The sequence below is a fragment of the Variovorax paradoxus genome (assembly GCF_024734665.1).
Classification (GTDB): Bacteria; Pseudomonadota; Gammaproteobacteria; order Burkholderiales; family Burkholderiaceae_C; genus Variovorax.
This window is the reverse complement of sequence record NZ_CP102931.1, coordinates 5,172,990-5,187,294: the sequence shown is the minus strand read 5'-3', so window position 1 is coordinate 5,187,294 and position 14,305 is coordinate 5,172,990. Positions and strand designations below refer to the sequence as shown.

Genomic DNA, 14,305 nt, shown 5'->3' with positions numbered 1-14,305 from the left:
TTCGTCGCTCAGGGCCGTGCCGGCTTCAGGTGCCAGGTCACCGTGAAGTCGAAGGGCGTCCAGCGGCTGACGGTGACGCCCGAGCGCCGCAGACCGCGCCCAGTCCAGGTGTTGCAGGTCTCGAAGAGGTTGTAGCCGCCTTCGGCTTGGTAGAAGGCGTCCTGGCTGTCGTAGTGCGCGCCCGCAATGGGCGTGGCCTGGCCCGAGGGCAGCGTGGCGCGCACGTAGCCGGCCAGTTGCGCGTACTGCGCCTGCGAGAGCGGCAGGCTGTAGGCGCCGCGCCCCAGCTGGTTGCGCCGCAGGTAGCTCACATGCATCAGCGCGCGGTTGCCGCCCGACAGAGCCCCGAAGGCGCGCGCCGCCGTCAGGTCGCCCCAGGTGGGCGTGTTCAGGTAGAACTCGCGGTCGCCCCAGCCGATGGCGATGAACTCGGCATCGGGCGGTGGCGCCTTGAAGTCTTTCAGCGGGAACACCTGCAGCCAGTCGACGGTGGCCGATCGGATGGGGAACACGTAGTCGGTGTGCACGCCGTTGCTCAGCACCCAGGCCTGCACGTCGGCGGTTGCATCGTTCGATGGCTTCGCATTGGCCGGCCAGAACACCAGCACGCAGGCCGTGGCCACGTAGAGGCCGACCAGCGCAACGAAGCCCAGCAGCGTGAAGGCGATGCGCCGCAGCCAGCGTTTCACCATGGCGTGTTCAGAACAGCGACGCGGTGGTCGCCGCCGGTTCCGACGCGGCGCGATGCGCACCGGCCCCGGCGGGCGCCAGCGCCTCGGGGCTGCCCGCCTTTGCCAGCGCGCCTACGCGCACGCCCAGGAGGCGCAGCGGGCGCTCCAGCGGCACGCGTTTGAGGCACAGACCGCCCGTGTGGCGGATGGTCTTCGCGTCGTCCGTGAAGCGGTCGATGGTCTGGTCGCGCGTGGCGATCTTGAAATCGTCGTAACGCAGCTTGATGCCGATGGTCTTGCCCACGTAGCCCTTGCGCTGCAGGTCGGCGGCGAGCTGCTCGCACAGCTGCGTGAAGATCGCGCCCAGCTCGGCGCGGTCGCGCACCGCGTGCAGGTCACGGTCGAAGGTGGTCTCGCGGCTCATCGACACGGGCTCGCTCTCGGTCACCACCGGCCGGTTGTCGCGGCCCCAGGCCACCTCGTGCATCCATGCGCCGGTGGCCTTGCCGAAGGTGGCAATGAGCCAGTCGCGGTCGCGCGCCGCGAGCTGGCCCACCGTTTCGATGCCGAAGCGCTTGAGCTTCTCGTCGGCCTTGGGGCCGATGCCGTTCACCTTGCGGCAGGGCAGCGGCCAGATGCGCGATTCGAGATCGTCCTCGTAGACGATGGAGATACCGTTGGGCTTGTTGAACTCGCTCGCCATCTTGGCGATGAGCTTGTTGGGCGCCACGCCGATGGAGCAGGTCAGGCCGGTGGCATCGAAGATGGCTTTTTGCAGCAGTCGTGCCAGCGAGCGCCCGCCGTCGCGCTGGCCGCCGGGCACGTCGGTGAAGTCGATGTACACCTCGTCCACGCCGCGGTCTTCCATGAGCGGCGCGACCTCCAGGATGAGGTTCTTGAAGGCGCGCGAATAGCGCCGGTACTCGTCGAAGTCCACCGGCAGGATGATGGCCTGCGGGCACAGCTTGGCCGCCTTCATGAGCCCCATGGCCGAGCCCACGCCGAACTGCCGCGCCGGGTAGGTGGCGGTGGTGATCACGCCGCGGCCGGTGTAGTCCTTCAGCAGCGGAAAGGACTCGACCGGAATGTCGGCCAGCGTGCCGCCCTCGGGCAGGTTGCGGATGGCTTCGTCCACGCGCCGCCGCCCGCCGCCGATCACCACCGGCAGGCCCTTGAGCTGCGGATAGCGCAGCAGCTCGACCGACGCGTAGAAGGCGTCCATGTCGAGGTGCGCGATGCGGCGGATCGGCGGTGTCGCAGGTGACGGTGGCTGGGTCTGTGAACTCACGGCCACGATTGTCTCGCGGTCGGGCGGCGTGTGCCCGTGCGGGGGAGATCCGGTCAGCGGGTTTCGACGGTCACGAGCAGCGGCGATTCGAACATCGCCACCGGCGAGATCACCGGCTCGTCCATCGGCACCTTGTCGCCATAGCGCTCGCGCATCTTGGCGCGCACCGCAGGGTCGCCCAGGTTGAATTCGCGGATCTTCTGCAGCTCGCCGATGCGCACGCCCAGCGCGCGCTGGTAGAGCTTCCACACGAGTTCGGAGCAGTAGATGCGCTTGTCGGACCATTCGAAGGTCAGGTCGTAGGGCCGCCCTTCGAAGTCAGAGGTGCCCGCGCGCAGTTTGGCCACTGCGCCTGGTGTCAGTAGCGTGTCGGCATTGCGCAGCCGCTTCACCACGTAGTGCCCGCCGTTGCCGCGCGCGGTCCATTGCGCAAGCGGCGTGTAGCGCACCGTCGACACCGCCTCGAACACATAAGGCTTGCCGCCCCGCAACAGCACGATGCCCATGTGGCTGTAGCGCGAGCCGGTGGCGCGCTGCACCGCGATGCTCTGCGCCGAACGCGAGGTGTGGAAGATGATGTCGCCGTCTTTCAACGCCGCCGCGTGGCTGGCGCTGGAGGACAGGACGAGCGCGAGCGCGACGGGGAGCTTGAATGTCATACGCCGCGCATTGTGCGGCATGCCGCGGCGCTATTTCTCCTCTGGTGGAGCGGCGCTGTCGCCGGTGTCGGGCGGCGCCATCTCGCGCATCAGACGGTCCACCGCTTCATCGTTCATCGGCTCGGCGGGCGCGAGCGCGGTTGGCGAGGTGCGCAGCCAGCGCGTGGTCTCGGGCAGCGCCATCACCAGCGCGGTCACGGTGGCGAGCACCGCCAGGTAAGGCGCCAGTGCCCGCGCCACGGCAGCCACCGGCGGGCGCGGCGCGACCTGCCCGCGTGCCAGCACCAGCGCATAGCCAAAAGGCGGCAGCAGGAAGCCGGCCTGCAGCACTAGCAGGGTCAGCGTGGCGATCCATGCGGCGTCGTCGAGCTGGGCGAGCACCGGCGGCATGACGATGGGCACGATGAGGAAGATCAACTCGAAGGCGTCGAGCACGAAGGCGCAGGCCAGCAGCACGGCCAGCACCGCCATGAGCCCGACCATGGGGTGGCCCTGCAGCGACAGCATGAGCCGCGCGATCAGCCCGTCGGTGCCGAAGCCGCGCAGCAGCAGCGAGAAAGTGGTGGCCGCCACCAGCAGCGCATACAGCGCGCCGGTGAGCGCCATCGCGTCGTCGAGCACCTGCCACAGCACCGCTCGCGTGAGCTGGCGTGACACGATGCCCCAGCCGAGCAGCAGCACGCAGGCGGCGGCCGCGCCCTCGACCGCGCGCACCCTGCCCAGCGTGACCAGCACGAGCAAAGCGCCGATCAGCAGGGGCACGAGCAGCAGCGTCCAGCCTTCGCGCGGCGCCATCGGTTCGCGCGGTGCTGCAGTGGCGGCGGGCTTGTTGCGCCGCGCGCCGAACCACGCAACCGCGAGCCAGCCTAGCAGCAGCGCCGCTGCCGGCACCAGCGCGGCCTGCAGGATGTCCTGTGTGTTGACGATGCGGTTGGCGGCAGCCGTGGGCAGCGCCAGCGTACGCGCCATGTTCACGCCCTCGGTGTGGGCGCGCAGCATCGCGTCGCCGAGCAGCAGCAACACCAGCGAGGGCGGCACGATCACGCCCAGCGTGCTGGTCACGGCCACGAGCGCGGTGCGTTGTGCAGCGGGCAGGCCCTCGGCTGCCCAGCCCTTGCCAGCCGTGCGCGCCAGCGTCAGCAGGCTGGCGCCGACCGAGCCGTTCATCGGCGCGAGCAGCAGGCCCAGCACCATGCCGGCCAGCTCAGATGCGGCGCGCGGGGCGACGAAGGCCAGCGCCTTGCGCAAGCCGTTGTACAGGTGCTCGGCCAGCGCCAGCCGGTTGAGCAGCGCGCCCACCAGCGCGTAGAGCGCCAGCGCCTGAAGCAGGTCGTGCTCCAGCAGGCCGACGATGCGCCACGGCAGGTTCTGCAGCAGCGCCGCATCGAACGCGCCCAGCGCCAGCCCGGCCACAGCGCCCAGCGTGCACACGCCCAGCAGCACGGCGTAGGTCGGCCAGCCGGTGGTCATCATCAGCGCCAGGGCCAGCGCAAGCAGGGCGAGTCCGAGCCAGGCCATTCAGCGCCCGGGGGGGTGAAGTTCGTGCCAGAGATCGAGCGCGCTTTGCACCGCCAGCAACACCGCGAGCAGCAGCAGTGCCACCTTGATCATGAAATAGCCGGGGTTGAAGGTGTCGGGGAACAGCTCGAACGCAGCCACCGAGCGCCACACCGGCACCGTGGCCGTCAAGATAAGGAACACCGCCCACGGCAGCACGCACAGCGCCGCGCCGATGCGGCGTGCCCCTGCAAAGCGCCCGCTGGTGTCGGCAGCCAGGTCCGGCCGCGCCACGAGGTGCGCGCCGCGGCGCCCGGCGTGCCGCAGCGCCACGGCCACGTACAGCGCGAACAGCCACTGCGCGAGGTCGTTGGCCTGCGTCGGCCCATTGCCCGAGCCGGCCAGGTCGCGCAGCGGCCATTGGGCGAACAGCAGCAGGGCGATGGCAATGGCAAAGGGCATCGCCGCGCGGTCGATCCAGTCGAGCCAGCGCGGCGCAGGCGGCGGGGGAGGGGCTGGAAGGTCGGCCGGTGGCGGTGTCATGCGACGCCGATCGTCTTCCCGGAACCTGACCACCACCTGCGGGCGTGGCGGGTCATTGCTTGCGCGGTGCAGCATGCCGGTGCCATCATCCGCGCCATGCAAACAGTCGCCTCCATCCTCTGGCGCAGGCTCGATGTACCGGGCCACGACGCCTGCCGTCTAGAACGCAATGCCTCGGCCTGGCAACTCGATGGCGCGGCCGTGTTCCGACAGGAAGACGGTCGCATCGGCCAGTTGCACTACCGCGTGCGCTGCGACCTGCACTGGCACACCCAATGGGGCACCGTGCGCGGCTGGCTAGGCGACGCGGCCGTCGACCTGTCGATTGCCCGCGACGCGCGCGGCCACTGGAAGCTCAACGACGAGGCCGTGCCCGACCTGTCGCACTGCGTGGATCTCGACCTGGGTTTCACGCCCGCCACCAACCTGCTGCAGCTGCGACGGCTCAACCTCGCGAAGAGCGAGGGTGCCGATGCGCCGGCGGCCTGGGTCGACCTGGACGGTGGCGGCGTGCTGAGCGAGCTGGCGCAGCGCTATGAGCGGCGCAGCGAGAGCGAATATGCCTACGAGGCGAAGCGCTTCGACTACGCGGCGACGTTGAGCGTGACGGAAGACGGTTTCGTGCGCGACTACCCGCGGCTCTGGATCGCCGAGAAGTAGTCAGTCGAACTGCGAGCGGTCGCCCGCGACCAGTTCGCGATTGCGCCGCCGGTCGAGCGCTATCTCGTGAGTGAAGTCATCCATGCCGCCACCAGCCGGCAGGTTGTAGGCCCCACGCAGCCGCGCACGCACCGCGCCGCTATCCAGCACGCGATTGATCTCCGCATTGAGCCGCTGCACCACCGCCACCGGCGTGCGCGCGGGTGCGAAGATGCCGAAGAGCGAATCGCGGTTCGCCTTCTCGAAGCCCAATTCCGCAAGCGTAGGCACCGCGGGAAGTGCCTCGATGCGTGCAGGCGCGCCTACTGCAAGCGCCTGGAAGCGCCCGCCTTCGATGTACTGCAGCTGCTGCGCCGCAACGTTGGTCGACAGCACTTCGAACTGTCCGCTCAGCGCATCGTTGAGCTGCGGTCCGCCGCCCTGGTAGGGGATGTGCGTGATGTCGGTGCGGCTTTGCACGCGCACCTGCGCCAGCACCAGGTGGCCGATGGTCGCTACGCCCGATGTGGCCCAGCGCACCTCGCCCGGTTGCCGGCGCGCCTGCGCGATCAGCTCGCCGAAGCCGTGTCCCGTGAAGGCCGGCGTGCCCACCACCAGTACGGGCGTGCGCATCACGCTGGCCACGGGCACGAAGGCGCGCTGCGGGTCGTAGGGCACGCGTGCCAGCAGCGGGTGAAGCGTGAGCGGGCTGATGGCGGAGAAGGCCAGCGTGCAGCCATCGGGTGTGGCGCGCGCGAGTGCGTCCATGCCGAGGCTGCCGCCTGCGCCGGGACGGTTCTCGATCAGCACCGGTACGCCGAGCGACTGCGCCAGCGGCTCTGCCAGCACACGCGCCATGCCGTCGCTCACGCCGCCGGGCGGGTAGACCACGATCAGGCGCACCGGTCGGCTTGGCCACGGCGCGGCATGCAACACCCCCGGCAGCGCGCACATCGCCGCGAGCGCGCCGCCCGCGCGCTGGATGAAATGACGGCGCCGCAGCAAGCTCATGACCCAGGATTTTCGACAGCCAGCCTGCGCAGCAGCTCCGCGAAATGCTGCGCCGGCAGGTTGTCTTCCTCGACGCGCGACACCAGCGTGAGCGGTGCATCGAGCTGGCCGCCATCGGCCAGCCGCGCATAGGCGATGGCGTGTGCGTGCACGCCGGTCATGGAGGCGGGCACCACCGACAGGCCGACTCCGGCTGCAACAAGGTTCAGGTTGGTCATCATGCGATCGACTTCGGCCACCACGCGCGGGCGCAAGCCCTTGGCATGGCACAGCGCGAGCAGGTCGGCATAGAGGCCGGGCGCGCCCGGGCGGCGCACGAGGATGATGCCTTCCTCGCACAGCTTCGCGAGCGGCAGTGGGCGCGAAGCCTTGTTGCGGCCCAGGGCAAGGCGATGGTCGCTGGGCATGGCCACGAGCACAGGTTCGCGCAGCAGCGTCTCGAACACCAGCCCCTCGGGCCGCGCGACCGGCACGCGCAGCAGGCCGCAATGCAGGCGGCCCGCGGCCAATGCCTCAGTGAGTTCGGCGGCGTTGTCTTCGCGCAGCTGAAGCTCCACCGCTGGGTACGCGCGGCGGAACTCGCGCAGCGCCTCGGGCATGAAGCGATGCGCCGCGGCCGAGCTGGTGAAGCCGACCGCGAGCGTGCCGGCCTGGCCCTTGGCTACGCGCGCCATGCGCTGCTTCATGGCGTCCATGTCCTGCAGCATGCGCAGTGCCTCGGTCTGGAAGAGGCGGCCCGCATCGGTGAGCGCCACGCCGCGCGGATGGCGACGGAACAGCAGCACACCCAGCTCGCGCTCGAGCGCCTTGATCTGCTGGCTCAGCGGCGGCTGCTGGATGCCCAACTGCTCGGCCGCGCGTGTCATGTGGCCGGTCTCCGCGACGGCGGCGAAGTAGCGCAGTGCCCGTATGTCCATATTTTTTTTGTATGAAGAGTGCCTTGTTATTTTATTTGACCCTAAGTCACCCTGAATCTATCGTCCGGCCGCCTATTCAAAAAGCGGCCCACCGAGGCCGCATGCCGGAGACAAATCCATGCGCACAACGCGCCCCGCCTCGATGTTTCGTGCCGTCCTTTGCACGATCGGTATTTCGCTGATCCTTGCCGCCTGTGGTGGCGGCGGTGGGGGAGGCGGCGGTGCCGGCTTCCTCCCGATCCTGCCCACAACCCCGCCCGCCAGCGACGGCAATAACCCGCCCGCCGACAACCCTCCCGACAACCCGCCGCCCCCGCCCGTGCAGCCGGTCGTCTCCTGTGCCGACCTGTCGGGCAAGAGCCTGCCCGCCTCGCTCATCAGCCTGCCCACGCAAGGCGCCACCGTCACCAGCGCCACGCCCGTGGCCGCCGGCGACGTGGGCAACACGCTCGGCGACTACTGCCGCGTGCGCGGCACCATCCAGCCGGTGGACCCCGCTTCGCAGGTCATCAACTTCGCGGTGAACCTGCCCGAGAAGTGGAACCAGAAGACCATTCACTTCGGCGGCGGCGGCTTCGACGGCGTGCTCATCGACGGCACCGAGGTCATCCGCTTCGGCCCCGCCGACAAGCCCGCGCCGCTGGCGCTGGGCTACGCCACCTACGGCGACGACTCGGGCCACCAGTCGGGCAGCATCACCGACGGCAAGTTCGCGGCCAACGACGAGCAGCTGGCCAACTACGGCGGCCTCTCGCTCAAGAAGACGCGCGACGTGGCGCAGGCGCTGGTGCTCGCGCGCTACGGCATGGCGCCCAAGCACGCCTACTTTCTCGGCACCTCGACCGGCGGGCGCGACGCGCTGAGCTACATCCAGCGCTGGCCGCTCGACTACGACGGCGTGATCGCCAACGAACCCGCGCTCAACTACACCGGCACGCGCCTGTCGAACGTGGCCGTGGGCCGCGCCCTGTACCGCAACGGCGGCGCGGGCTGGATGAACGTGACCAAGACGCTGCTGGTGCAGAAGACCGTGATGAACGCCTGCGACAAGCTCGACGGCGCAGCCGACAACCTCATCAGCAACGTGGAGAGCTGCCGCCTGCTGAACACGCAGATCCTGGCCTCGCTGCGCTGCCCCGGCGGTACGGACACGGGCAACACCTGCCTGTCGGACGCGCAGCTCGACACCGTGCGCGCCATTGAAAACCCGCTGGACTTCACGACCTACTCGCTGGTCAATGGAGTGAGGCGAGCGGGCGGCTACAACATCCTCGAAGGCACGCTGGTGGCCGGCCCGTACACCACGCGCGACCTCGGCACGCGCGCCGTGCCGGGCAACCCGGCCACCTCGCTGGACGCCAACATGTACGTCACCGGCGACCAGTGGGTGAAGTACTTCGTGACGCGCATCGATACCTTCGATTCGCTCACCTTCGATCCGCTCGACCCGGGCGCCTACGCCGCACGCGTGACCGAGGTATCGAGCCTCACGGACGCGACCAATCCCAACCTGGCGCCGTTCTTCGGCCATGGCGGCCGGCTCATCATGCTGCACGGGCTGGCCGACGAGGTGATCAGCAACAACTCGACCATCGACTACTACAAGCAGGTCGTCGCCACGCTGGGCCAGGCGGCGGTCGACCAGGGCATGCGCTTCTACACCGTGCCCGGCATGGGCCACGGCACCGGCAGCTTCATTCCCAACTGGGACTCGCTCGCCGCGCTCGAAGGCTGGGTGGAGGGCGGCCTTGCGCCCGCCACCGGCATCGCGGCCGACGCGGTGGCCGGCACCTACGGCCGCACGCGCCCGCTGTGCCAGTTCCCGGCATGGCCCAAGTACCGCGGCAGCGGCAGCCTCGACGCGGCCGTCAACTACAGCTGCGTGACCGAGGTCGGCGACCCGCTGGCCTGCCCGAACCTGCCCGCCTCCGTCACCAGCTACAAGGGCGGCAACAGCTTCGGCGAAGAGCTGCGCGTGCAGATCGACCCCGCCGCCATGACCTACGCCATAACCATCGACGCCAGCCTGCAGCGCACCGTGGGCACGCAGCGCACCGGCTCGCTCATTGCCGAGGGCAACTGCAGCTATTCGAGCGCCGAGAGCGGCGCGGTGTTCAGCTTTGGGCCCGGCGGCGTGGTGTCGGGCGGCGTGAACGCGCCCAGCGGCGGCGGCTTCGCGCCCCTGGTGGCGTTCCAGAACACCTTCGCGGCGGCGCCGGTGTCGGGCGACTTCAAGTCGGTGGCGAACATCTTCAACGCGGTGGGCGTGCAGCAGGGCACGGGCGGCACCAGCGCGCAGTCGCTGGCGGTGCGCCTGCGCAATGCGGGCACCTTCCAGTACTGCCGCGACCCGGTGTCGGGCGGCTTCATGATCTACGACGCCAACTGCACGCAGACCGAGAAGGGCTACGTTGCCTACAACACCACGCGCGCCTCGTTCGACCTGTTCACCACCTCGCCCACGGGCAGCGCCGTGACCACCGGCGGCACGCTCACCGGCTCCATGGTGATCGGCCTGGTCAACGGCGTGGCCGTGCCGGTGCACCTGGTGCGCGAGTCGGCCGCGAACGCGGGGCTGCGTGTGTTCGGCCTGCAGCAGAGCCTGACGCCGGGCACGGCCGACGGGAGCTATGCGCTGGTCAGTGTCAAGGGCGAGAACCACGATGCCACGGTGGCCGGCAACGGTTTCAATCTGGCGGGTGCGGCCGCGGTGCTGAGCTACGACGCGCCCGTGCTGGGTGCGGTGCAGGCCGATGCGGGCCGACCAGGCAATTTCATCTTCAACAGCGGCGTTCTCGCCTTCGTTTCCGACCCGGGAGCGAACGCGGCGCTCGAATTCGGAGTACGCCATTGAAAAAACGACTGTCCAGCCTCGCGGCATTCGCACTGATCGGCGCTGCGCCGATGCTGTCCGCGCATGCGGCGGCGACCACACCCAAGGCCACCACCTGCCCCGCGCCGGTGCCCGAGGCCGCGCGCTGCTACACAGGTGAGGACGGCACGGGCGCCCTCTACTGGATAGCGATCCCGAAGGACTGGAACCGCGGCGTCCTCGTCATGCATGCCCATGGCGGCCCCGAGACCGGACCGCCCAAGCTCGAGCGCAGCGCGGAAGACCTCAAGCGCTGGGCCGTCACCGTGAAGGCCGGCTACGCCTGGGCCGGTTCCACCTACCGGCGCGGCGGCTACGGCGTGACCATGTCGGCCGAAGACACCGAGCGGCTGCGCCAGATCTTCGTGAGCCACTTCGGGCAACCGCGCCGCACGCTGCTGCACGGGCAGAGCTACGGCGCGGGCGTGGCGGCGAAGGCGGCCGAGTTGTATGCGCCGGCGGGCAGCGCGAAGAGCCCGTACGACGGCCTGCTGCTGACCAGCGGCGTGCTCGGCGGCGGCAACAGCGCCTACGACTTCCGGCTCGACCTGCGCGTGGTGTACCAGTACGTCTGCCGCAACCACCCGCGCCCCGACGAGCCGCAGTACCCGCTGTGGATGGGCCTGCCGATGGACTCGAAGCTCACGCGCGCCGACCTCGCAGAACGCGTGAAGGAATGCACCGGCGTCGGCTTGCCCGCCGCGCAGCGCACGCCCGAGCAGGCGGCGAAGCTGAAGACCATTCTCTCGGTCGTGAAGATCCAGGAGCGCTCGTTGGTGGGTCACCTCACATGGGCGACCTGGCTGTTCCAGGACCTGGTGCAGAAACGCCTGAACGGCCGCAACCCCTTCGGCAACATCGGCGTGGTCTACAGCGGCTCGGCTGATGATGCGGCGCTCAATGCCGGCGTGGCGCGCTACGCGGCCGACCCGCAGGCCAAGGGCGCGCTGGCGGCCGACAGCCAGCCCACTGGCCGCACCGCGCTACCCACCGTGGGCCTGCATGCCATCGACGATCCAACCGCTTTCGTCGAGCTGGAGAACTCCTACCGCCGCATCCGCGACGCGGCCGGCACCGGCGACCTGCTGGTGCAGAGCTTCAGCAACGAACGCGAGCACAGCTACCTCAGCGATTCGGAATACCCCGCGCTCTTTGCCGCGCTGCTCGACTGGATCGACAAGGTCGAGAAGCCCACGCCCGAAAGCCTCGCGCAGCGCTGCAAGTCGCTGATGCCACGCTACGATGCCGACGGCAAGAACGGCTGCCACATCCAGCCCACGTGGCAGCCGCCCGCGCTCGAAAGCCGCGTGCCGTCACGCGCGCCCTGATCTACTTTTTTCATCCTCTTTTTTCCAACGTCTCGGAGACTCCATGAAGAAACTGTTCGCCCTCACGGCGATCGCCGCTGCCGCTGTCGCTGCCCACGCGCAGGACTTTCCGGGCAGCAAGCCCGTCACAATCGTCGTGCCCTTCGCGGCCGGCGGCCCGACCGACCGCGTGGCGCGCGACCTGGCCGAGGCGCTGCGCAAGCCGCTCGGCGGCAACACCGTCATCATCGACAACGTGCCCGGCGCCGGCAGCTCCATCGGCGCGGCCAAGGTGGCGCGCGCCGCACCCGACGGCTACACGCTGCTGCTCAACCACATCGCGATGGCGACCGTGCCGAGCCTGGTGCGCAACGTGCCGTTCAAGGTCGAGACCGACTTCGAATACCTGGGCATCGTCAACGACGTGCCGATGACGCTCATCTCCAAGCCCGGCATTCCAGCGAACAACTACAAGGAGCTGAGCACCTGGATCGCCGCCAACAAGGGCAAGATCAACATCGGCAACGCGGGCGTGGGCTCGGCCTCGCACCTGTGCGGCTTGCTGTATCAGAGCGCCACCAAGACCGAGATGACGCCCGTGCCCTACAAGGGCACCGCCCCCGCCATCACCGATCTGATCGGCGGCCAGATCGACTTGCTGTGCGACCAGACCACCAACACCACGCCGCAGATCCAGGCCGGCAAGGTGAAGGCCTTCGCAGTCACCACATCGAAGCGGCTCGCGCTGCCGATGCTGAAGGACTTGCCGACGCTCGACGAAGCCGGGCTGAAGAACTTCCAGGTCACGATCTGGCACGGCCTTTATGCGCCGAAGGGCACGCCTGCGCCGGTGCTGAAGAAGCTCAACGACGCTCTGAAGGTTGCGCTGAAGGATCCGGACTTCATCCACCGCGAAGAGCTGCTGGGCGCTGTGGTGGCTACCGATGGCCGCATCGAGCCGGCGGGTCACAAGAAGTTCGTGATCGATGAGATTGCCAAGTGGACGCCTGTGATCAAGGCGGCTGGCGTCTACGCAGACTGAGGGCTGGCTCTCTTTCCTCACTGCGGATGATCTGGTGCAGGGTGCGCAGCAGCACCTCCGGCTGAACCGGCTTGAACATCACGACCAGGTCGCTGGCGTAAGCGGCGCGCACACGCTCGGGGTCGGTATCGCCCGTGACCAGGATCGTGGGCACGCGACGGCCGGCAAGCTGGCGCAGCTCCGCGGTCGCCTGGATGCCGTCCTGCGGGTCGGCAAGCCGAAAGTCGACGATGAAAGCGTCGAAGTCTTCCGGCGTTGCCCGCACCTGTGCGCAGGCATCGGACAGCCGGGTGGTGATTTCGATGCGCTCGCAGTAGGGGGCCAGCCACATGCGCACCGCCTCACCCACAGGTTGCTCGTCGTCGAGCAGCAGCACGCGTGGCGGCACCAGCGGTAGTTCCGTGGTGTCGATCGCGGCGGGAGCGGGCGTCGCCGTGGGCGCGAGGGCCGGGGCTGCCGGCGCCGGTCGTCGGCGCGGCAGGTCGACCCAGAACACGCTGCCATGGTCCTGCCGGGAACGCACGCCGACTTCACCGCCGAGCAGGTCGACCAGGCGCTTGACGATGGCCAGCCCGATGCCCAGGCCACGCGCGACATCACGTTGCGGGTTGTCGACCTGATAGAACTCGTCGAACACATGAGGCAGATGCTCGGGTGCGATGCCCAGGCCCGTGTCCCACACGGCCAGGCGCAAACGGTCGCCGCGTGGTCGCGCGCTCACAAGAATGCCGCCGCGCCGTGTGTACTTGAGCGCGTTGTCGACGAAGTTGTTCAGCACGCGCAGCAGCAGGTCGGCATCGGTCTGCAGCCATTCGGGCCCGGTATGGAACCGCAGCGAAAGCCCCGCCTGCTGGGCACGCGGCTCGAAGAGTTGCGACAGCCGCAGGAACAGCGGGTCCACGGCGATCTCCATGGGTTGGGGCACTACCGTGCCCGCGTCGATCTTGGAGATGTCCAGCATCGCGTTGAGCAGGCCGCTCACTGCGTCGGTCGCCTGCACGACGCGGCCGGCCACGGGGGCGAGCGGGTGGTCCGCGAGGTCGCGCTCCAGCGAGCGCGAGAACAGTGCCAGTGCATGCACGGGTTGGCGCAGATCATGGCTGGCCGACGCGAAAAACCGGCTGCGCTCGCGGTTGAGCCGCTGCAGCTCGAACGACTGGCGCAGCAGCTGCTCGCTCAGCAGTTCCTTGTCGATCTGGTCGGACAGGCTGCGCCGGATGAGCTGGTGCTGCGACAGTGCGTAGCGCGCCATCGAGCCGCCGAACAGCAGGCCGACCACGCAGGTGAACCAGCCGTCCGTACCGCCCATCCACGCGAAGCGCGTCACCACTCCCAGCGTGAGCGGAATGGTGACCACGGGCACCATGGCGCGCCATGTGGCGATCACCGGCACCGAGCCCATCAGCACGGCGAACATGCCCAGCAGCAGGATGAGGATGCGCATCGGCGATTCCGTACCCGGCGGCATCAGCGCCCAGGGCGCCAGCGTCCACATGGACATGTAGGCGCCCAGCGGCAACATGAAGCGCCACGCACCGTCGGGCTGGCGCAAGGTGAACTCGGGTTCCGGGTACAGACGCGCATTCCAGCGCATGAACACCAGCCTCAGGCCGAGCAGCGCGCAGATCACGAAGCCCCATATCAACGCGCCGAGGCCGCGCGTCATCCAGAAGAACACGCCGGCCATCGCGATGGCCGCGGCCAGCGCTGTGAGCACCGTGGGCGGGCCCATCACGAACATGCGGCGCAACAGGCGTTCGCGAACGAGCTGAGCATGGGAGTCGCCGGGGCCAGGCGGTGCATCTGCGCCCGTGATCGTGTTGTCTGGCGCGGATGAAGGTGAGCCCTGCGTACTCATG

The 14,305-nt window shown here is 69.0% G+C and carries 12 protein-coding genes; 4 read left to right on the top strand and 8 right to left on the bottom strand.

Annotated features, from left to right (window positions below; all coding sequences use genetic code 11):
- Positions 1 to 8 precede the first annotated feature (8 nt).
- From NWF24_RS24530 to NWF24_RS24510, 5 genes are all read right to left on the bottom strand, one after another.
- Positions 9 to 692, bottom strand: coding sequence for a TIGR02117 family protein (locus tag NWF24_RS24530; RefSeq protein WP_258350817.1), 684 nt, complete (start codon positions 690 to 692; stop codon positions 9 to 11).
- 7 nt (positions 693 to 699) lie between these two features.
- Entirely contained in the window at positions 700 to 1,893 is a 1,194-nt protein-coding gene (locus tag NWF24_RS24525; protein ID WP_093049081.1) for a Y-family DNA polymerase, read from the bottom strand.
- 119 nt (positions 1,894 to 2,012) lie between these two features.
- Complete coding sequence (locus tag NWF24_RS24520; RefSeq protein ID WP_093075713.1) at positions 2,013 to 2,618, bottom strand: YiiX family permuted papain-like enzyme; 606 nt, start codon at positions 2,616 to 2,618, stop codon at positions 2,013 to 2,015.
- 30 nt (positions 2,619 to 2,648) lie between these two features.
- Entirely contained in the window at positions 2,649 to 4,136 is a 1,488-nt protein-coding gene (locus tag NWF24_RS24515; protein WP_258350815.1) for a TRAP transporter large permease subunit, read from the bottom strand.
- On the bottom strand, positions 4,137 to 4,658 hold the full coding sequence (locus NWF24_RS24510) for a C4-dicarboxylate ABC transporter substrate-binding protein (protein ID WP_258350814.1): 522 nt from the start codon (positions 4,656 to 4,658) through the stop codon (positions 4,137 to 4,139).
- A gap of 96 nt (positions 4,659 to 4,754) precedes the next feature.
- Between NWF24_RS24510 and NWF24_RS24505 the strand changes: the two genes are divergently transcribed.
- Positions 4,755 to 5,318, top strand: a complete 564-nt coding sequence (locus NWF24_RS24505) for a putative glycolipid-binding domain-containing protein (protein WP_258350813.1) — start codon at positions 4,755 to 4,757, stop codon at positions 5,316 to 5,318.
- Here the strand turns inward: NWF24_RS24505 and NWF24_RS24500 are convergent, their stop codons facing one another.
- Entirely contained in the window at positions 5,319 to 6,308 is a 990-nt protein-coding gene (locus NWF24_RS24500) for a Bug family tripartite tricarboxylate transporter substrate binding protein (RefSeq protein ID WP_258350812.1), read from the bottom strand.
- A complete protein-coding gene (locus tag NWF24_RS24495; protein WP_258350811.1) occupies positions 6,305 to 7,225 on the bottom strand; it encodes a LysR family transcriptional regulator in 921 nt (306 codons plus the stop codon). Before NWF24_RS24495 ends, NWF24_RS24500 begins: the two co-directional genes overlap by 4 nt.
- 118 nt (positions 7,226 to 7,343) lie before the next feature.
- Here NWF24_RS24495 and NWF24_RS24490 point away from each other — a divergent pair, with 118 nt between their 5' ends.
- From NWF24_RS24490 to NWF24_RS24480, 3 genes are read left to right on the top strand one after another with little or no spacing between them, the layout of a single operon-like run.
- The gene (locus tag NWF24_RS24490; protein WP_258350810.1) at positions 7,344 to 10,079 is read left to right on the top strand and encodes a tannase/feruloyl esterase family alpha/beta hydrolase; all 2,736 of its coding nucleotides are present in this window, start codon (positions 7,344 to 7,346) and stop codon (positions 10,077 to 10,079) included.
- A 50-nt stretch (positions 10,080 to 10,129) separates the two neighbouring features.
- Positions 10,130 to 11,425: an alpha/beta hydrolase family protein gene (locus NWF24_RS24485; RefSeq protein ID WP_375338488.1), complete on the top strand. Its 1,296-nt coding sequence runs from the start codon at positions 10,130 to 10,132 to the stop codon at positions 11,423 to 11,425.
- 43 nt (positions 11,426 to 11,468) lie between these two features.
- Positions 11,469 to 12,446 (top strand): tripartite tricarboxylate transporter substrate-binding protein, encoded by a 978-nt coding sequence (locus NWF24_RS24480; RefSeq protein WP_258350808.1) that lies wholly within the window; start codon positions 11,469 to 11,471, stop codon positions 12,444 to 12,446.
- Here the strand turns inward: NWF24_RS24480 and NWF24_RS24475 are convergent.
- On the bottom strand, positions 12,418 to 14,304 hold the full coding sequence (locus tag NWF24_RS24475) for an ATP-binding response regulator (RefSeq protein WP_258350807.1): 1,887 nt from the start codon (positions 14,302 to 14,304) through the stop codon (positions 12,418 to 12,420). The two genes, NWF24_RS24480 and NWF24_RS24475, sit on opposite strands and share 29 nt — an antisense overlap.
- Position 14,305 lies beyond the last annotated feature (1 nt).

Bases quoted from the DNA above. Each gene is read 5' to 3' on its own strand.
- NWF24_RS24515 (WP_258350815.1), bottom strand. From the start codon at position 4,136: ATGGCCTGGCTCGGACTCGCCCTGCTTGCGCTGGCCCTGGCGCTGATG.
- NWF24_RS24495 (WP_258350811.1), bottom strand. From the start codon at position 7,225: ATGGACATACGGGCACTGCGCTACTTCGCCGCCGTCGCGGAGACCGGC.
- NWF24_RS24530 (WP_258350817.1), bottom strand. From the start codon at position 692: ATGGTGAAACGCTGGCTGCGGCGCATCGCCTTCACGCTGCTGGGCTTC.
- NWF24_RS24475 (WP_258350807.1), bottom strand. From the start codon at position 14,304: ATGAGTACGCAGGGCTCACCTTCATCCGCGCCAGACAACACGATCACG.
- NWF24_RS24505 (WP_258350813.1), top strand. From the start codon at position 4,755: ATGCAAACAGTCGCCTCCATCCTCTGGCGCAGGCTCGATGTACCGGGC.
- NWF24_RS24525 (WP_093049081.1), bottom strand. From the start codon at position 1,893: ATGGACGCCTTCTACGCGTCGGTCGAGCTGCTGCGCTATCCGCAGCTC.
- NWF24_RS24520 (WP_093075713.1), bottom strand. From the start codon at position 2,618: ATGACATTCAAGCTCCCCGTCGCGCTCGCGCTCGTCCTGTCCTCCAGC.
- NWF24_RS24480 (WP_258350808.1), top strand. From the start codon at position 11,469: ATGAAGAAACTGTTCGCCCTCACGGCGATCGCCGCTGCCGCTGTCGCT.
- NWF24_RS24510 (WP_258350814.1), bottom strand. From the start codon at position 4,658: ATGACACCGCCACCGGCCGACCTTCCAGCCCCTCCCCCGCCGCCTGCG.
- NWF24_RS24485 (WP_375338488.1), top strand. From the start codon at position 10,130: ATGCTGTCCGCGCATGCGGCGGCGACCACACCCAAGGCCACCACCTGC.
- NWF24_RS24500 (WP_258350812.1), bottom strand. From the start codon at position 6,308: ATGAGCTTGCTGCGGCGCCGTCATTTCATCCAGCGCGCGGGCGGCGCG.
- NWF24_RS24490 (WP_258350810.1), top strand. From the start codon at position 7,344: ATGCGCACAACGCGCCCCGCCTCGATGTTTCGTGCCGTCCTTTGCACG.